The 18,707-nt window shown below is 41.7% G+C and carries 16 protein-coding genes; 12 read left to right on the top strand and 4 right to left on the bottom strand.

Annotated elements, in window-relative coordinates; genetic code table 11:
• Window positions 1-225 precede the first annotated feature (225 nt).
• The 12 genes from KL866_RS05545 (at window position 226) to KL866_RS05490 (ending at window position 12,945) form a co-directional block, all read left to right on the top strand.
• Window positions 226-1,065 (top strand): flagellin, encoded by an 840-nt coding sequence (locus KL866_RS05545; RefSeq protein ID WP_025254339.1) that lies wholly within the window; start codon window positions 226-228, stop codon window positions 1,063-1,065.
• A 97-nt stretch (window positions 1,066-1,162) separates the two neighbouring features.
• On the top strand, window positions 1,163-1,648 hold the full coding sequence (locus tag KL866_RS20180; protein ID WP_214993861.1) for a flagellar protein FlaG: 486 nt from the start codon (window positions 1,163-1,165) through the stop codon (window positions 1,646-1,648).
• A gap of 11 nt (window positions 1,649-1,659) precedes the next feature.
• Window positions 1,660-3,090: a flagellar filament capping protein FliD gene (fliD, locus tag KL866_RS05535; RefSeq protein ID WP_025254341.1), complete on the top strand. Its 1,431-nt coding sequence runs from the start codon at window positions 1,660-1,662 to the stop codon at window positions 3,088-3,090.
• Window positions 3,091-3,112: 22 nt separating this feature from the next.
• Entirely contained in the window at window positions 3,113-3,541 is a 429-nt protein-coding gene (gene fliS, locus KL866_RS05530; protein ID WP_025254342.1) for a flagellar export chaperone FliS, read from the top strand.
• Entirely contained in the window at window positions 3,538-3,852 is a 315-nt protein-coding gene (locus KL866_RS05525) for a hypothetical protein (protein WP_025254343.1), read from the top strand. Before fliS ends, KL866_RS05525 begins: the two co-directional genes overlap by 4 nt.
• A 2-nt stretch (window positions 3,853-3,854) precedes the next feature.
• Window positions 3,855-7,232 (top strand): 6-hydroxymethylpterin diphosphokinase MptE-like protein, encoded by a 3,378-nt coding sequence (locus tag KL866_RS05520; protein ID WP_214993859.1) that lies wholly within the window; start codon window positions 3,855-3,857, stop codon window positions 7,230-7,232.
• Window positions 7,233-7,235: 3 nt separating this feature from the next.
• The gene (locus KL866_RS05515) at window positions 7,236-8,258 is read left to right on the top strand and encodes a glycosyltransferase (RefSeq protein ID WP_025254345.1); all 1,023 of its coding nucleotides are present in this window, start codon (window positions 7,236-7,238) and stop codon (window positions 8,256-8,258) included.
• Window positions 8,259-8,289: 31 nt separating this feature from the next.
• Window positions 8,290-9,318: a glycosyltransferase family 2 protein gene (locus tag KL866_RS05510; protein ID WP_214993857.1), complete on the top strand. Its 1,029-nt coding sequence runs from the start codon at window positions 8,290-8,292 to the stop codon at window positions 9,316-9,318.
• Window positions 9,318-10,445 (top strand): GDP-mannose 4,6-dehydratase, encoded by a 1,128-nt coding sequence (gene gmd / locus KL866_RS05505; RefSeq protein WP_025254347.1) that lies wholly within the window; start codon window positions 9,318-9,320, stop codon window positions 10,443-10,445. The genes KL866_RS05510 and gmd overlap by 1 nt, the downstream gene beginning before the upstream one ends.
• A 2-nt stretch (window positions 10,446-10,447) precedes the next feature.
• A complete protein-coding gene (locus KL866_RS05500; protein WP_025254348.1) occupies window positions 10,448-11,416 on the top strand; it encodes a GDP-L-fucose synthase in 969 nt (322 codons plus the stop codon).
• A 4-nt stretch (window positions 11,417-11,420) separates the two neighbouring features.
• The gene (locus KL866_RS05495) at window positions 11,421-12,197 is read left to right on the top strand and encodes a sulfotransferase domain-containing protein (RefSeq protein WP_214993855.1); all 777 of its coding nucleotides are present in this window, start codon (window positions 11,421-11,423) and stop codon (window positions 12,195-12,197) included.
• Window positions 12,184-12,945, top strand: coding sequence for a phytanoyl-CoA dioxygenase family protein (locus KL866_RS05490; RefSeq protein ID WP_214993854.1), 762 nt, complete (start codon window positions 12,184-12,186; stop codon window positions 12,943-12,945). The genes KL866_RS05495 and KL866_RS05490 overlap by 14 nt, the downstream gene beginning before the upstream one ends.
• On the opposite strand, the gene KL866_RS05485 is transcribed toward KL866_RS05490, so the two are convergent.
• From KL866_RS05485 to pseB, 4 genes are all read right to left on the bottom strand, one after another.
• Window positions 12,942-14,225, bottom strand: a complete 1,284-nt coding sequence (locus tag KL866_RS05485; RefSeq protein WP_214993852.1) for a glycosyltransferase — start codon at window positions 14,223-14,225, stop codon at window positions 12,942-12,944. The two genes, KL866_RS05490 and KL866_RS05485, sit on opposite strands and share 4 nt — an antisense overlap.
• Window positions 14,222-16,381, bottom strand: coding sequence for a radical SAM protein (locus KL866_RS05480; RefSeq protein WP_025254352.1), 2,160 nt, complete (start codon window positions 16,379-16,381; stop codon window positions 14,222-14,224). The genes KL866_RS05485 and KL866_RS05480 overlap by 4 nt, the downstream gene beginning before the upstream one ends.
• A 122-nt stretch (window positions 16,382-16,503) precedes the next feature.
• A complete protein-coding gene (pseC, locus tag KL866_RS05475) occupies window positions 16,504-17,670 on the bottom strand; it encodes a UDP-4-amino-4,6-dideoxy-N-acetyl-beta-L-altrosamine transaminase (protein ID WP_025254353.1) in 1,167 nt (388 codons plus the stop codon).
• Window positions 17,670-18,668, bottom strand: coding sequence for a UDP-N-acetylglucosamine 4,6-dehydratase (inverting) (pseB, locus tag KL866_RS05470; protein WP_025254354.1), 999 nt, complete (start codon window positions 18,666-18,668; stop codon window positions 17,670-17,672). The genes pseC and pseB overlap by 1 nt, the downstream gene beginning before the upstream one ends.
• Between the last annotated feature and the right edge of the window lie 39 nt (window positions 18,669-18,707).

The raw sequence follows: 18,707 nt of genomic DNA, 5'->3' as shown, positions 1-18,707 counted from the left end.
AATTTTATCTTTGTGAAACAATCGTTTACTTTCGGTTTTTGAAATTAAAATAAAAAACACTAAAAAAAAGCTAAAGAACCTAAAGACTCTGCCGATACCTATTGTTGAGGGGTAATTTACTTTACTTTTAAGAGAGGGGTTAGTTGGGAGTAGTGACCCAGCTAATTTGAACTGGAAGGATTTGATGATAGCAAATTTGCCATCGAATCCCTAGGAGGTAATCTAATGTCTTTATTTGTAAATACTAATGTTTCGTCGCTCAACGCACAGCGTCAGCTTTTTGACGTAAGCGATCGCCTAAACACGTCGTTTGAAAGACTTTCATCGGGATTCCGTATTAACAGCGCTGCAGATGATGCAGCGGGCTTACAAATCTCAGATCGTCTTACATCTCAGGTTCAAGGTTTGAACCAAGCTGTTCGTAACGCAAACGACGCAATTTCTTTGTCGCAAACAGCCGAAGGTGCGCTTAGCGAAGTTACAACTAGCTTGCAGCGTATACGTACGTTGGCTGTACAGTCACAAAATGGTATCAACAGCTCAGCCGACCGTCAGGCACTTCAAAAAGAAGTCTCTGCACTTCGTACAGAAATCTCACGTATCGCTACAGATACGCAGTTCGGTAATGTGAACATCCTAGACGGTAACTTTTCTGCTAAATTCTTAGTTGGCGCAAACGCGGGCCAAACCATTTCGGTTAATTTGTCTTCAGGCAACCTAGGCTCTATCAGCGGCTTCAGTGCAACAGGCCTCGGAATTACGACTAACGACGTAACGACCGCATCTGGAGCCTCGTCACTACTTAGTGATATTGATGGTGCTATCTCTGGAATCGGGGCCGTGAGAGCTGACTTGGGTGCGCTGCAAAATCGCTTCCAGTCTACTATTCGTAACCTTAGTAATATCAGCGAAAACCTATCTTCTGCTCGCTCGCAAATTCGTGATACAGACTTTGCTGCAGAAACGGCTGAGCTTACTCGAAATCAGATTGTTCAACAGGCATCTGTTTCTGTTCTCAGTCAGGCAAATCAGCGTCCGCAAACTGCGCTGTCTTTGCTTGGATAAGCTATACTTTAATTAGTTACCTTAATTGAGATGTAACGGGTGCTTGCTTAATATATAGGCAAGGGCCCGTTTTGTCGTTTCAGGAAGGAGGTATTACGTGGAAATTCAAAATACCCAAAGTGGCCAAGCTTTTGCATCTCCAGCATCAGTAGTGCCGGTGCAGAGTGACGCGCCCCTGGTTACTGAGCAGAATTTTGAACAATCCGGGCGACAGAAGAGCGATGCAAATCAGCGTGTCAACCAAACTGAACAAATTCAATCGGGCAATGGAACGGTTGATAAAAAAAATATCGCTCAAGCTTCTGGCCTGCGGGTCGATAACAATGATGTAGAGAGGAACGGTGCTCAGCTAGACGAAGCTGTCGCCAAAGTTGAATCATTCCTTAAAGTTCAGAATAGGGATTTAGCTTTTACCATAGACGATGAAACAAAGCGCTCTGTAGTAACGGTGAAAGACTCACAGTCTGGTGATGTTATTAGGCAAATACCTTCAGAAGAAGTGTTGAAACTTGCTGAACGCATTCAAGAGCTGCAACAGGATGTTGGGAACAGTGTAGGGGTGTTTATCAACAATCAGGTTTAACGAGGTAAAGTATGTCAATTCAGTCTCTAGGTGTAGGGTCAGGCCTTGCTCTTGATGATCTTGTACAACAACTTCTTACTGCAGAACGTCAGCCCAAAGAGGAGCGTTTAAACGCAAAAGAAGAACGTATAGAGGCTGAAATTTCTGGCCTCGGACAGATTAAATCTAAGCTGTCTGACTTTAAAGATACCGTTGATGAATTACGAAGCGATAACGGTGTAAACGGTCGTGAGCCTACTATAACTAATCCTTCCGAAGATGATGATGTTCTGTCAGCAGAAGCATCAAATTCAGCGCTTCGCGGCAGCTATGAAATTGTTGTTGAACAACTTGCTGCAGGAAGCAGGATCACGACAGATGCCGGTGCATTTACTTCAAGCAGCGACCCAGTACTAACATCTGGGACGGGATCGCTTACGTTTGATGTTGGTGGAAGCGAGAGTTTCACTGTAGATGTGACCGCAGGCATGTCACTAACAGCGTTACGTGAAAAGATTAACAGCGCAGATGATAACTTTGGCGTAACGGCTAACATTATTGACACCGGAACAGGCGCAGGTCCTCGTCTAGTGTTCTCTTCAGATGAAACAGGTGATGGTAATGACCTTGTCATTACAAATGATACAGGCGCCGCTGAGTTAGATCGATTATCAACAACGGGTGGCACCAACAATATTAGCACTGCCAATATAGAAAGTGCCCGCAATGCTATTGCCTACGTCGACGGTATCGAGGTTCAAAGTAGTTCTAACGAGTTCGAAAATACTATTCAAAACGTTTCATTTGATGTTAATGAGGTTTCTCCGAAAGACGCGGCTGGAGAATTTCAAGCAACTAAACTAGACATCGGCTATGACAAAGAAGGTTTAGATAAAAAAATCCGTGACTTTGTCGATAACTATAACGCGCTGATTGATGAAATAGGTACGTTGACTAAATACGGCGAATCTGAGCTAGAAGATGATGGCGCACTCGCTGGTGATTCTTTACTTCGCGGAATACAAAGTGGGTTGGCATCAATCGTTGGTGATAGCGTCAGCTCCTCAGCTCTTGGTGGGCTTTTCCAAATCGGTATTGAATTCGATGATGAAGGTAAGTTAGAAATTGGCTCAACTGATTTTGGTTTAGGATCAGGTGAAGATCGTCTAGAAGATGCATTAGAAGATAACTTCGACGAGATTGCTAAGTTGTTTACTGATTCAGATGAAGGTATTGCTACTCGCTTATACGAGTTTTCAAAAGAATATACATCTTATAGTGGCTTAATCAGCTTGCGTGAACGCTCTGTAAAAGATGAGCGAGAAGAGTTATATGACGAGCGTGAGACACTCGAATTACGCATGCTGAACTATGAAGAGATTCTTCGGGATAAATATTTAAATCTCGACCAAACCGTTGCGCAGTTAAACCAAACTGGTTCAGCGTTATTAGCGTCGTTGTAAATAAAGTAGAGTTGGAGTTGTTATGTCACTCAAAGGTATAAATGCCTATCGGAAAGGGAACTTAAAACAGGACGTTGCAAATGCAGATCCGCATAAATTAACACTTATGCTTTTGCAGGGAGCGCTTGATAGAGTTGCTTACGCAAAAGGGGCAATGGAGCGCAAAGAACTAGTGGCTAAAGCGGATTTCATTTCTAAAGCAAGCGCAATTATCATGCACTTGCGAGATACGCTTGATGTAGAGGTTGGTGGTGAAGTAGCTGAAAATATGTTTGCATTATACAACTACATGGTAGAACGTTTGAATGATGCACATTTTAACAACGACTTGAATATGTTGGATGAAGTGTCTAGCCTATTAACACCAATACGCGATGCATGGGTACAAATTCCTGAAGAAGCGAAGCAGGAAGCATATGAAGCCCAGCGCCAGAAACGACAAGCTGTTTGAAAAATACAATATTAGACCATTGCGAAACTCCACCTTTCCTTCAAGCAGTTAACACAGAGTTAGCTGCTTGCTTATCGTCGTCCAGTGAAGAGTTCTCCACAGAACGATTTCGATACCTTTCCCAAATACGTCATAAAGTTGTTGTTCGAGCGCTATCTCGCCTTGAGGGCGATGAAAAAAGCTCGTTTGCACAAAAAGAAATTACGATAAATCAAAAGCTTGAAGAGCTGGCGCAAGGTTTGCTTGATAATGCTAAAAAAGAGGCGGTCAAATTTTCCAGAGGCCGTGCAGCCGTTAAGAAATATAAATAGCCATGTTACAGCAGATTCAGTTTCACGTTCATGAAGATGAGCGACAGCAACAAAATATTGAGCGAGCGCTTGCGCAAGAGATTAGGGACAACTATCGACTCAGTATGAGTGCATTTGAGCGGTTTGTTCCTACCTTGGCAGGCCTAATTAAGAAGCATGATTCATCAGTATCTACCTTGCTGTGTAATAAATTTGGCGAGCTGAATATCATTAACTACAACACCGGGCAGGTGTTGTATGGTGAGCATCCAAAGCAAGAAGTTCTCTCTCACTACAACACATATATTGCTCGAACGGATCCTATCTCATTATCTAGTGATAATGAGCAATCCATTCCTGCGATGGTTGTACTGGGGTTGGGGTTAGGTTACCACATTGAACATTTAATTAGCGAAGGCCGCTATCAACATATAGTGGTCTATGAGCCTAATATTGATTATTTTGTGTGTTCGCTCTCTAGCCTCAATTGGAGAGAATTACTCAATATCGCAAAAGAACGAAGCATCGCCTTGTACCTTCAAATTGGTTCTGACGGCGCAAACTTCGCGAAAGATATGTTGGAGCTTAAAAAACATATTGGAGTTGATAGACTAGACTTTTATAAACACTTGCATAACCCGATGTTCAATAGCCTCGAAAGCAAATTAATGACATCAGATTGGCACGAACTGCAGTCGTGGTTACCTGCTCGCAACACTACTTCAATTAGCGAGAGTTACCTTCATCAGTGGGCGCCGCTGAAAGATGACAAGGAATTACGTTCTTCAAATTTAGATGAAGAACGAAAGAACAATAATCTCGTCGCTCTAAAAAAGTACTTCCCGAATTTATACGAAGAGTTTGTAAATTATGAGCCTCAGCAGTGGTCGCCAAGCGCTAATGTGGATGGGGAGGTTTATCTTTATCACAAGTCAACCAATGCATTGTTTTCCAGCGCGCCAATTGTTGACGCGAAAACAAATTTTAAATCTTTTGCATCGAAGCCGAACAAAGACGGTCTACTTCTAAGCTATAAAGGAAAGAAGTTAAAAGGGTATTTGCACTACCAGCTTGTCGAAGAGTGCGAATCTATACTAAAAGATGTGCAGGAGAAGCAAAGTGCGTTACCCACTCAGGTCAAGTCTATCATCCAGTTTGGCATTGGCAGTGGTTATGGGCTTAACTACTTAGTAAAAGAACACGATATTGGTATGCTATTTATTTGCGAGCCAAATCGAGATTTCTTTTATGCCTCATTATTTGCCATTGACTGGGCAAATATCATTTCTTCGTTTGATGAAGGAAAAAAGCGTCTTTACTTAAACATAGGTGACGATGGCTCAAACCTCACCAATGATTTATTGATTCAATTTCAGTCTGTTGGCCCTTATGTGTTGGCAAATACATTCTTCTATCAGAGCTATGTTAACGAGAAACTTACTGATGCAGTTGCCCAACTGCGTGAGCAATTGCTTGTTATTATTGCAATGGGGGATTACTTTGATAATGCAAAGTACGGTATTTCTCATACTGTATGGGCATTAAAAAACAATGTCCCTTTTTTAAATAAAAGAGTAAAGAAACTTTTGTCAACCGAAGTGTTGGATGTTCCGGTATTTATTGTTGGGAACGGGCCCTCGTTAGACGGGCTTATGGATACGCTAAAGGAAGAGTCTGAGCGGGCAATCATAATATCATGTGGAACAGCGCTTCAAGCACTACATAGACAGGGAATTTGCCCAGACTATCATGCTGAAATTGAGACAAACCGTTCTACCTTCGATTGGCTCACTAGAGTTGATGATCAAGACTATCTAAAACGAATTACATTATTAAGCTGTAACGGTGTTCATCCCGATGCAGCTGCTCTATTTGGAAAAACCTTATTGGCCTTTAAGCAGGGCGAGGCATCAACTGTGGCCTTCACAGAGCTTAAGAAGGATCACGGTTTTACAACGTTGAACTTTTCCTATCCCACAGTTACAAACTTTGCTGCAGATATCGCCACAACTATCGGTTTCAATCAAATATACCTTTTTGGTACTGATATGGGCTTTGTTAGTGATTCATACCATCATTCAAAGTCATCTGGATATTACGATGTTGAAGGTAATGAGTTATATGATTATTCAGCTAACCACGCAATGTCATTAGCGATTCCTGGTAACTTTAAACCTTGGGTAAAAACCAAATACGAATTCAAAGTTTCGAAAAGCGTTTTAGAGCAAGTATTTGCTTCTTCCTCTAGCGAAGTCTACAACCTTAACGACGGTGCGAGAATACTTGGCGCCAAGCCGCTGAAACAAGAAAATGTGCTACTTGTCTCTACTCCTGAAATGAAGGCGAATGCGAATTCCGCTTTACACACTCTTGCATTTACTAGTGAACACAATGATTGGTTTATTAATGAATTTGGAATTCGATACAATACACAAAGCTTAATTGAGGAATTAAACGTCTTGACTGGGGTCGTAAAAAGCACTTTTTCGACCATGGAAGACATTGACGAATTTATATTGAAACAAAGGGACTTTATTGTTTCTTCGTTTCAACGAAAAAAATCATTGGCTTTTTATTACCTCAACGGCACGTTCAACTATATTAACAGCATGTTTAGTAAGCTACTTAACCTTGCAGACGAACAAGTTGCAACGCGTGCAGCAAACGAGCTTAGTGCTATCTGGGCGCGGTATGTTGACGATATCCTTGCGATTATTTCTGATGACCAATATGGTCAGGATGCTGTCTCGTCTCTGTCTGGAGTGCGTCGCCAGAAAATCCTAGCAAATGAATTCAGTCGTTCTCCTTTGAATCTACAAATGCAGCCGGCTCATTATTTTATATCTAGTCCTTTGTTTAATTTAGCTAAGAAGGGAGTAGCGACGGATGTTAAACCGGTTGTCATCAACTGGCTTATTAACAACGAGGAAGTTAAAAACGATACCTCAGTGTGTAATATCGAGATGGATGTAGCCCAATGTGTAGGGCAGCCTATAAAAGGAGTAACCGTACTGTCTCCGGGGTCTTTTGAAAATCCACTTGAGCCGTTACAAGCAAATGATTTATCTCGAGTAGACTTGGCTGTGATTGCTATTACGTCTGGCTTAGAGGACGTTATTTTCCTCCAAAAGTACACGCAGCATCCTAGTTTAGATTTAGCGTTTCTATCTCAATTTACTGTGGTTGGAGAGGGAAGGCATTGTTACGGTGGGCCTGATTTCATTATTATTAGTGACGAACCACTTTCAGAGAAAGCGCTGGTTTTAAAAAGTGGTGATCGCCTAGTATTGATGCCACGGTTAAAATCAATAGACATGCGCAGAGAGTTTATTAGTGAAAATGAATATTCAAAACGAAAAGCGGCCAAAGTAAATCAAATTAGACAAGCTAGAGGTCAATAGGTAGTGGCAACCGTGACGGCGCTAATGACAACCTACAATGCTTCAAGGTGGGTTGGCGCCTCTATTGCGTCTGTTCTGTCTCAGACTTATGAAGACTTTGAATTGCTTATCATAGACGATGGCTCTTCCGATAATACAACAGATGTTATTAATAGTTTCGATGACGCTCGCATAAAGCTTGTTGCAAACAGCCAGAACAAAGGCGTGGGCTATTGCCTAAATCAGGCGTTATCCCTTGTAAACACGCCATACATCGCCAAAGTGGACGCTGACGACATTAGCTCGTCTACCCGATTCCAAGAGCAGCTAAAGCATCTTGAGGAAGGTGGCTTTGACCTGGTTAAATGCTTTCTTTCTTATTTTCCTGATAATGAAAAGGTGCGTGACTCAGCGCGCTTTAAGCAGTTTAAAGCAAAGAAGGAAGGATTACTAAATAGCGTATCTGAGCCAAGTGTTATCCAGCAAGCACTCTTAGATTGGCCCTGTTTCCCTCACACTACATATTTTGCAAAAACAACGTCACTGCGAAACGTTGGGTATCCTTGCTTAAGAATGTTTGAAGATTACGTTTTGTTTTTGCGGTTGCTTAATGCTAAGGCTAAGTTTGGGTGCGTTGAAAAAGTACTCGTTAATATGAGGGTAAGCGATTCCTCTACCACGGCTTCTCTATCAGCGCGAGATCTTGAGCATGGCCTGTCTCTAGTCGTTGAAGAAAAGTGGGGTAGGCTTTCACATTGTATTTCAGGCAAGTCGCTCTTTGTATTCGGAACAGGCCAAATGGCAAAAGCGTTTGCTAGAGTAATGGTGCACCGAGGTATTGCGGTTAAAGCGTTTGTAGAAACTTCGCCCACTCAGGATATAGTAACTGACAACGAAACAAAATTTACCGTCATTTCATTAGCTAATTATATGACTGTTGCCGAAGCCGCGCTGGTGATAGCTGCACAACCTGTCAGGGAAGAGCTAACCGAGTTTCTCGAAAGTGAGAACCTGCATAATGGGCAAGATTTTTTGATTCTTGCCTAATAGTGGTATCTGAGGATAAACGTAGAATAAAATGAAAATCTCCATAATCACGGCAACCTACAACTGTGCTCACCTAATAGAAGAGTGTCTTGGCAGCGTTGCTGAGCAAACCGCAATAGATAAAATTGAACATATAATTATTGATGGCGGCTCTACTGACAAAACACTGGCTACTATATCAAAGTACCCACACGTCGCTAAGATCTTTTCGGCGCCAGATAGAGGAATTTATCATGCATTTAACCGTGGCGTTGATCTAGCGTCAGGCGACATAATTTTTTTTCTCGGTGCTGACGATTCGCTTTATGAAACGGGTGTTATTAAAACTATTCTCGATGCTTTTGGAAGTGAAGATATTGATTATGCGGTCACAAAAGTCAGATGTTTCGATGAGGAATCAGGGGAAGTATGGTTTGCTAACACAGAGGTATTGAATCGCGCAAACACCTGTCATCAGGGTTTTTTCTGCAAATCCTCTTTGTTCAACAAGATAGGCCCTTTTAGCGAGTGTTTTAAGTTATATGCTGACAGTTTCTTCATGAAAACTGCGATCGCACGCTATCAAGGAACTTATATCGATGCGATTTCCGCTAATTTTCGCCAGGGAGGCGCAAGTTCTAGCAGCGCCAGTAGGTTACTACTAAAAAGAGAAGCTGATGCTGTTGCTCAATTAATTGGAGAAACGACCTCTAGTAAGGAAATTCAGCTTGATAAGAATGTTATTGATTTAAAATTGCTTCTTGAAAAGGTTCTCAATCAAGAGAAGCTTTTGGCAAGTTATAGTGGAATGAAAGTTGGAGTATTTGGTACACGGCAATTGTCGATATTAATTGCAGATGCGCTCAGACAGAATGGCGCCCTCGTTTCATGTTTCCTGCAATCCACACGAGATAGTATAAATGAGATAATGGACGTGCCAGTAAAGTCCATAGAGGAAGCGCGTGATTTAGCATTATCCATGGTGATAAATGGCGTGGAAGGTGAGCATGAACTTGATATTAGTGAAGTGCTGAGGGATAAGCTCGAAGGAACGAAAGTGATAAGTTGGAGAGATATGTAATGCCTGAAAAAAAGACGGCTTTAATAACAGGTATCACCGGTCAAGATGGTTCCTATTTAGCCGAACTCCTGTTAGAGAAGGGATATGAGGTTCACGGGATTAAGCGAAGAGCGTCATCGTTTAATACGCAGCGTGTAGATCATATCTATCAAGATCCCTTCGAATCGAATAGGAACTTCATATTGCATTATGGCGACTTAACCGATAGCTCCAACATTATTAAATTAGTGCAAATGATCCAACCTGATGAGATTTACAATTTAGGAGCGCAAAGCCATGTCGCGGTGAGTTTTGATTCGCCTGAATATACTGCAGACGTCGACGCTATGGGAACCTTACGGCTTCTAGAGGCTATTAGGTTACTAGGTTTAAAAGACAAAACTAAATTCTATCAGGCCTCTACTTCAGAGCTTTATGGCAAAGTTGCCGAGACGCCGCAAAGAGAAACCACGCCCTTTCATCCGCGCTCACCTTACGCCGTGGCCAAACTGTATGCGTATTGGATAACCGTTAACTATAGAGAAGCATATGGTCTATATGCGTGTAATGGGATTTTATTTAATCATGAATCGCCTCGCCGGGGTGAGACCTTTGTAACGAGAAAGATTACGCGTGGACTAGCCAACATTTCTCAGGGCCTAGAGAGTTGTTTACATTTAGGAAATTTAGATGCGCTCAGAGATTGGGGGCACGCCAAAGATTACGTTTACATGCAGTGGCTAATGTTGCAACAAGATAAACCTGAAGATTTTGTTGTAGCAACTGGGGAGCAATACTCAGTTCGACAATTTGTTCAATGGTCGGCAAAGGCGTTGGGCGTTGAGCTTAAATTTTCTGGTTCAGATGTTCACGAAATTGCTACGGTAGTTTCTGTCGACAAAGCACTGTCACCAGCACTGAATGTAGGAGATGTGATAGTCAGGATAGATAAAAAGTACTTTAGGCCTGCCGAAGTTGATTCCTTGTTAGGTGATCCTACTAAGGCAAAAGAAACCTTGAACTGGGAGCCTACAATATCAGCAAAAGAAATGTGCGAAGAAATGGTATCGTCAGATGCTGAAGAGGCGCGTAGGTTAGCATTTTTAAAAGCGAACGGGTTTGAACTCCCTATCAGTGGGGAAGGTTGATAATGTCGGCTAAACGAATTTATGTAGCGGGCCACAAGGGAATGGTGGGGCGTGCTCTAGTTAGCGAGCTATCTAAAAATAGCAATATTGAAATTGTAACAGCGAGTCGTGGTCAACTTGACCTTACAAATCAGCTTTCGGTAAAGCAGTTTTTCAAAAGTCATCACGTTGATGAGGTGTACTTGGCGGCTGCAAAAGTTGGGGGAATACACGCCAACAATACATTGCCAGCGAGTTTCATCTACGAAAACTTGATGATAAGTGCAAATGTGATTGAAGCGGCACACGAAAGTGATATTAATAAGCTGTTATTTTTAGGGTCAAGCTGTATTTACCCAAAATTTGCGGAGCAACCTATTAAAGAGTCATCGCTTCTTTCAGGCGCTCTTGAGCCAACGAATGAGCCTTATGCTATTGCCAAAATAGCAGGTATTAAGCTTTGCGAAAGCTTTAACAGGCAATATGGTAGAGACTATCGAAGCGTGATGCCTACTAATTTGTATGGTCCTTATGACAATTTCGAGCTTAATGGCAGTCACGTTATTCCAGCGCTTATCAATAAGTTCGCTAAGGCGAAGCAAAATAACGCTTCGTCGGTAAGCATTTGGGGTAGTGGTAGGGCTAGAAGGGAATTTTTACATGTTTCCGATCTGGCTCGAGGCTCTATCGAAATAGCAAACCTTCCAAATGCTGCGTTTAATGCGGTAATTCCACCAATGAGTTCACACATAAATATGGGGACAGGTACAGACTGTTCTATTCGTGAGTTGGCTGAATTACTTTGCGATGTAACCGAATTTAAGGGGAAACTTGATTTCGACACGAGTAAGCCGGAAGGAACGCCGGTTAAACGGCTGGATGTTTCATTGGCTCAATCCCTAATCAATTGGAAACCTAGTATTTCACTTCGCGATGGCTTATCCAGCACTTGGAAATGGTTCCAAGAAAATTGTGAAAATTGTAGGGTGTAAAGCAATGAGCAATACGATGACTACTCCCCCTGAGAACCAGTTGGCGGGTTTATCTAAAGAAGATGTTCTGATTGTCTCGTTTCCTAAAACAGGATCTACGTTTACACGCTTTGTTTTTGCCAATATTGTTCACTTACTTAACAGAAACTCGGAACCTGTTGATTTTTACAATCTTGGGCAAATAATGCCGGAGTGTCTAAAAGATAACCTTGTCGAGTTTTGCTGGAAAGGTGACCCCTTGCCGCGACTAGTAAAAACTCACCAACTTGCTGAAGATAATCCGCTATACGCTCAACCCAAAGCACTTTATATTTTAAGAGATCCCAGAGATACAATGATTTCGTTTTACTACTATGCCAGTAAGCGAAAAAAAGGCAGGTATGAAGGTACGTTCGACGAGTTTGTAGAACATAGTACATTTGGCATTGATGCCTACAACAAACACATAGAGAGCTGGTATAGCAAAGCCTCTTGGGTATTCGATTATGAAACGCTAATGCAAGATCCCTTAGCTAGTTTTCTAAGTGTGTTTGATGACCTAGGAATAAAAATGCAAAGGGAGTTAGTTCAGAAAGCACTTCTATTTTCACAACCTGACAAATTGAAAGCAGCTGAAAAAGAGAATTCCAGACCAAATCACTCAGTAAATTTCGACGAAGATTTCACCTTTGTTCGCAATGCGTCGGTAGCGCAATGGAAAGACAAAATGTCACCAGAACAAGCCACACATATTTGGGATCGTAGCTCAGCAATATTGAAGGCACGCTATGAACGAGATTGATATTCCCCAACTAATTAATCAATTTAAACGTGATGGTTTTGTTGTTTTAAAGCGGCAAATTCCACCAGCTGTCTGTCACGAGATAGGTAACACATTGTCTCGTGCCGTAGAGGTTATTTCAGCGCAGTCTTCAAGAGATATTACTAATCGATGGTACCTCACTCATCGCACCGATAGTGGCGTGCTTTACGACGTTTATCAGCGTTTTCCAAAAGCTAGAAAAGCAGCTGAAATGCCTGGGATCACAGCATTCTTACAAAGCTACTTTAATAAGAGCGTTTACCTATATGTGAACTCCTATCTTTATAAGCCAGCAGACAAAGACAATAAAGTCCCTTGGCACCAAGATTTCCTTAATCGACCTAATGAGAGCGAGAAAGTACTAGCGTGGGTCTCTCTTGATTCAGCCACGCAAGAAAATGGATGTTTACAGGTTATACCTGGTTCTCATAAGCGTGGATTTAGAGAATGGTTTCACGTCGAAGGTGCAACGCATCACGACCGTATTGTGTTAGATAAAAACGAAGAGAGTAACAAAATTTTTGTTGAGACTGAGCCTGGAGACATCGTATTGTTTAGTAATTATTTGATACATAGCTCTGCTCAAAATAGCTCTGATTTACCGCGCCGAGCATTGCGGTTTGTATATAAAGCACTTGACGACGATGCGTTGCCGCGAGGCTCAATGATTATGATATATACTGAATCAGAAGATTTTTACTCTGCTGTGCCCTTACCCAGAAACTAAAGTTTGCGGCAAGGTTTGTTTTTTCTCAAATCATTGAGGTATAGATTAAACTTCTCTGCCTGATGAGATTGAGAGTAAGTGTTTCGCGCGTGTTGTGATATTTGCCCTGATGTTTTTGATACGCCGTTATTCAGCACGTCGTAAAGCGATGCTAGCAACCCTTCTGCACTGATATCGTTTGCAAGCTTTCCGTTTACACCATCCTCAATCATATCTGGCATGCCTCCAATATTAAAACCTACCACAGGTGTGCCGCAACATAATGATTCAATAACTACATTAGGTAAATTATCTTCCAAAGCAGGTAACACAAATACATCAGCTGCGCTGTAGATTAGCGCAAGCTTATCTTCTTCATGAACCTCGGAAAAATCATGAACTTCGGTAAGGCTGCTGCTTAAATTTTTTCCCACACTGCACAACATGATTCGACTGTTATTCGCTTTAATGATTGCTTTTTCGAGCAAGTGAAAACCCTTTCTTTTATTATTAACACTGTCACTTACAAACAGGACAATGTCTTTGCCCTCAGGTAATCCTAAGTGTTTTCTGGATTCTTGCTTGTCCATATAGCGGTACGTTTCTGTATTGACACTATTGGCAATTCGTTTTATCGGGTAGTGTTTGAAAAGTGTGCTAGATGCTGCGCATTGGTGTAACCAATTCGACAATGAAATTACGGCAATAGGGATATCGCTGCACCTTAAAATGGTTTGTTTCGAGAGCAATAGTTTTTTAGCAAAGTCAGGATCACTGGTTTGCCTTAAAAAATGTGGATTACTGTCATCAGTTTTATATCCTTCAAACCCGTCACTATAATGATATCCACCGGTAAACGGTGCCAAGTCATGTAACGACCAAATGACTCGCTTTATGCTTTTAGATGCGAAAAAGGTAGGCCAGTTCAAGAACCGAGAAGTCCAATGAAGATTTACCACGTCATAATCACTAATCTGCGGCGCACTTTCAATTCGGAAATCGCTGTAAATTGAAGAGAATACATCGGTATATTTAGACGCTGTAGTGCAGATATCTTTGATATCTTGAGCCTTATATTCGTGTACGCCATTAACAGTAATATGGGAAACACGATTTAGGATGTTTCCACCTTCTAAACCAGTAAACGATTTGTAATCGAAATGGAAAGGGATATCGTCTCTAGTTTTGTACAGCGTCAGAAGGTGGCTAGTATGCCCAGCATCGATTAATGCTAAATGTAATCTGATGCACGCGTTCGCTGCTCCGCCTCTGTCATACGTATTAACGAGCAAAACCTTCATAAGCGAGCAAGCTCTTGGGGCGAATACATACGCTTAAGTTCGTCGTTGTCAGTAAGGTAATTTGTAATTTTACCGCCCTTAGTGTAATCAATGGCGCAAAAATCGGTTTCTAATGTATGCGCAAACAAGACTGAATGGAATCGCATGCAAATGTTAAATGACGCACTCTGCATCGCGTGGACAACACTTGCTACAGTAGATAAACGTTTATTAAAGGAGATATCGATGTCAGGTTCGTCCGCGAAATAAGTATCAATAAAGTAACGACTGAAGTCTCTATCGTCATAACCTACATCAAAATTATGCATATGATCGAGTAATACCGTTTTTACGCCAAGCTCCTTTACTTTTTCTTTTATTAACCGAGCTATACCGGCCTCAAACGCTTTTTTATGAACTTCAAATTCCTCTAATGTCAATTCGCGAGAGTATTCGTATGTCCACTCGCGTAAGAAGCAGGCAATAAATGGCGTGTTGGGTTTTATTGACTGCTTGATAAAATGACGCTCTATGAAAGGTTTCGCAAAATCGCCCGAAAGTGAGGCTTTTTCAAAGCCCCACGCGTTGGCAGTGGCTACGCTTTTTCTATCTCTCAGCTTAATATCAGATGATAACGTCAGTATTTGCTTTACTGCTTTTTCATACTTTTCTTCATGTAATGGGCCAAGACCACAGCCGTAAACTACGGTTTTCTTTCCATTGTCTTTGGCAACCTTAAACCCCAGCAAAGGAATATAAAGCTCGTGCAGATCCATTAGGGGGCCGCCGCCCATAACGACTTCGTCTGCACTTTTCGAATATCGCAACACATCAAGAGATTTTGTAGATACAACCTTAGCGTTGATTCTGAGTTCTTTGCATGTTCTTATGGTTACAAATGGGTATAAGCTTCCCAAAACAAACTCAATATTGTCGCCGTGCATTTTCGTGTATTCATCAACGATTCCGCCCAATATTGCCTTATCTCCCACGGTTTCGGTGCCATACCAGCCAAATATAAATACTTGGTAAGGTTTGCTTTTGTGTGGGGCTTCTAATGTTTTCGCTAACCACTTAATCAAGTGAATATTGTCAATATTCAGAAGCCTGTGATGGGTTAATTCGGTAAGCTGCGTTTGTTTTTCAGCATAGGTAATGCCTGCGTGATAGTCATGGATACAGTTTTTACAATCACGTTCTGCGATAGCCTCTTTTTGCGCAAAATTGTTTTTATATAAAACTTGCGAAGAGGTTTCTAATGCGTTGCCGATATCTTTACCTTTAGGCGCGCAGTAATTGATCTGTCCTTTCGAGCCTAAAACGACACCATCGTTATGATAGGGGCAACCTATCAAGCGTTCGCCGCCTTGTAGCATGTTCTGAATACTGCGATATGTGCGTTTAATTGTGGAACCAGGCTCGTATTGCCTTTTTAATTTCTCAAAAAATAATAAGAGGTTATAGGTTTCATCTTCATTGAAATTGCGTATTACTTTATCTCTATCACCGTTGTATAGGCGGTTAATAAACTCAGCAACACGAAACCTACCATACATATCGTGTTTTTTAGCATAATAGAGGAAGTCATCCACTTCCCACACATTCTGTTTAGAAATAGTGCACCCGAACGTAGTAGGAATCCCTAATGTGGTTCGGCAAAATTCGAAAATAGCGATGGCGGAGGCGAAGTTATTCTTTATTCCACGAACCCTGTCGTGAGCGCCCTCAACGCCATCAATAGAAACCATGACAGAAAAGCTCATATTTCTGCTTTTACAAATATCATTAATAGCCGTAATTCGATTTTTTACATCTTTCTCTTCAATAGCATTGGTTATCATGCTCACGCCTTTGAGGGAGGGTAATGTATCGATAATGGTTCTATAAATATCGGGCAAGTCTTCGCGCAAAGTTGGCTCACCCCCAGTTACACCGACATGCTGTAGTTCACTGTACAACGGGTCAGATAAAATTAGGCCGAGTTCTTCAGAGGTAATGTCTACGCTTTCTTCATTCTTCCAAATATTACACATTGTGCATTTGGAATTGCAGCTATCAATAATATTTAGATTTAGGGCCTTCGGCTTACTGTCTGGTCGAAGCTCATTCACCCGCTTCATTTTTCTTAATTGCGAGTAGCTATCGTAGATGTGACGAATATCTTTTTTCTTTAACATATACCGGTAGTTCGAAGGTTGGACTTTTAATAAGACATTTTTGATATTATCGGCTCTGAACGAAAAAACTTAACTTTGAAGTTGAACGTAAAACGGATGGAAAAAAGATGTCTGAGCAACCGTTAATTTAAGTTATCTAGGGTGCAAGAGAGCGTATCTACAATAAAGTCAATTTGATCACGAGTTATTTCGGGAAAAAGGGGGAGTGTTATCGCCTGTTCGTAATAACGTTCTGCATTAGGAAAATCACCTACCTTGAAACCCTGGTTCTTGTAATAGGGCTGGCAGTGAATCGGAATATAATGAAGGTGTGCAAAAACGCCCTTATCGCGAAGCTGCTCGACGACCAAGGCATGTTCTTTGCGAGTTAGCCCAGAAACACGTACAACGTAGAGATGATAGCTGCTATATCTATTACTAGATTGTTTAAGCGGTGAAATGTTTTCTTTTAAAGCAAAACGTTCATTATAATGAGCAGCTAGTGTATTCCGCCTTTTTATAAAGCCTGGCAGTTTTTCTAGCTGACTCAATCCAAGCGCTGCTTCAACATCAGTCATACGGTAATTAAAGCCCAACGCTATCTGTTGATAATACCAAGGGCCATGACTATGCTCAGTCATCTTCTCTGGGTCATTGGTTATGCCGTGACTGCGCAGCATCCGCATCTTTTCAGCCCACTCACCGTTGTTTGTAAGCGCCATTCCACCCTCCATAGTGGTAATAATTTTTACCGGGTGGAAACTAAACACACAAATATCTGAGAATTCGCAGCTGCCTACGAATTTCTTCTGATATTTTGCGCCTACGGCATGTGATGCATCTTCAATAACAAAGAAGCCATATTGTTTTGAAAGTGCACGAATTTCTTTCATATCGCAAGGCTGACCTGCAAAATGAACGGGAATAACCACCTTTGGTAAGGCGTTGATGGATTCAGCTAGGGCAAGTTTTTTTTGTAAAGCATCGACGCACATGTTACCGGTGTTAAGGTCAATATCTACAAAATCGACCTTGGCACCACAGTAGAGCGCGCAATTTGACGAAGCAACAAATGAGTTCGGAGATGTCCATAATATATCGCCTTCACTTACACCTAGAGCGAGGCAAGCAATGTGTAGAGCAGACGTTGCGCTATTAACTGCAATCCCGAAGTTAGCGCCACAATAATCAGCAAGAGCGGTTTCAAATTTAGGAATAGCCGGACCTTGCGTTAACCAATCCGACTTTAATGTATCTAAAACCGCGTTGATGTCATCTTCATCAAGGTGCTGTCGCCCATAAGGAATCACTAATAGGCTTCCTCGTTAAACTGTTGTATCTCATCAATACTAAGGAAGTGTTCATTAGTGTCTGAGACGTACTCAAAACCGGATTCCACGAGTTTTCCCTGTTCGTTCAGTGCGTTGCTGGTGAAGTTATTGCTTCGGTGGAAAAACTTAATAGCTGGGGCAATTACAAAGTGATCATCGAACTCAAATGTATGCAGAGACATGTCGCCAGGGCACATCATTTCATGAAGCTTTTCACCTGGTCGAATCCCTACATATTTAATTGGAATATTCGGTGCCATTGAAGTCGCGAGGTCAGTAATTCGAATAGATGGAATTTTAGGTACGAAAATCTCGCCACCCAACATGCGCTCAAAGTTTTTAAGTACAAAGTCCACGCCCTGTTGAAGCGTGATCCAAAAACGGGTCATGTCTTTGTGCGTAACAGGAATATGATCGCTGTTTTCCGCTATTAACTTATTGAAAAAGGGCACAACAGAACCACGAGAACCCACCACATTGCCGTAACGCACTACAGAAAATCGAGATGCACCGGCTCCAACAATATTATTGGCTGCAACGAACAATTTATCTGAAGCTAATTTGGTAGCACCGTATAAATTAACCGGGTTGGCGGCTTTGTCTGTAGACAACGCAATAACTTTTTCAACGTTATTATCAATGGCAGCGTTAATTACATTTTCGGCACCATCAATATTGGTTCGAATACATTCGGTCGGGTTGTACTCAGCGGCAGGGACTTGCTTCATGGCCGCTGCGTGTATAACAAAGTCAACACCTTGCATGGCGCGATTAAGACGTTCTCTATCACGAACATCGCCAATAAAATACCTCATGCACGGCGCGTGAAATTTTTGCTGCATTTCGAACTGTTTGAGTTCGTCGCGTGAGTAGATGATCAAGCGCTTTGGTTTGTATCTCGCTAACAGAGTCTCAGTGTACTTATGGCCAAATGAACCCGTTCCACCCGTTATGAGAATCGATTTTCCATCGAACATAGCTTGCTCGCTGTTTTTATGGTTATAAACACAATATAT

It is taken from the genome of Alteromonas sp. ALT199, assembly GCF_018619335.1.
In the GTDB taxonomy this organism is placed as follows: domain Bacteria; phylum Pseudomonadota; class Gammaproteobacteria; order Enterobacterales; family Alteromonadaceae; genus Alteromonas.
This window is presented reverse-complemented; position numbering and strand designations above follow the sequence as displayed.

Coding starts and splice junctions, on each gene's coding strand:
- KL866_RS05545 (WP_025254339.1), top strand. CDS start 226: ATGTCTTTATTTGTAAATACTAATGTTTCGTCGCTCAACGCACAGCGT.
- fliD (WP_025254341.1), top strand. CDS start 1,660: ATGTCAATTCAGTCTCTAGGTGTAGGGTCAGGCCTTGCTCTTGATGAT.
- fliS (WP_025254342.1), top strand. CDS start 3,113: ATGTCACTCAAAGGTATAAATGCCTATCGGAAAGGGAACTTAAAACAG.
- KL866_RS05520 (WP_214993859.1), top strand. CDS start 3,855: ATGTTACAGCAGATTCAGTTTCACGTTCATGAAGATGAGCGACAGCAA.
- KL866_RS05510 (WP_214993857.1), top strand. CDS start 8,290: ATGAAAATCTCCATAATCACGGCAACCTACAACTGTGCTCACCTAATA.
- gmd (WP_025254347.1), top strand. CDS start 9,318: ATGCCTGAAAAAAAGACGGCTTTAATAACAGGTATCACCGGTCAAGAT.
- KL866_RS05500 (WP_025254348.1), top strand. CDS start 10,448: ATGTCGGCTAAACGAATTTATGTAGCGGGCCACAAGGGAATGGTGGGG.
- KL866_RS05495 (WP_214993855.1), top strand. CDS start 11,421: ATGAGCAATACGATGACTACTCCCCCTGAGAACCAGTTGGCGGGTTTA.
- KL866_RS05490 (WP_214993854.1), top strand. CDS start 12,184: ATGAACGAGATTGATATTCCCCAACTAATTAATCAATTTAAACGTGAT.
- KL866_RS05485 (WP_214993852.1), bottom strand. CDS start 14,225: ATGAAGGTTTTGCTCGTTAATACGTATGACAGAGGCGGAGCAGCGAAC.
- KL866_RS05480 (WP_025254352.1), bottom strand. CDS start 16,381: ATGTTAAAGAAAAAAGATATTCGTCACATCTACGATAGCTACTCGCAA.
- pseB (WP_025254354.1), bottom strand. CDS start 18,668: ATGTTCGATGGAAAATCGATTCTCATAACGGGTGGAACGGGTTCATTT.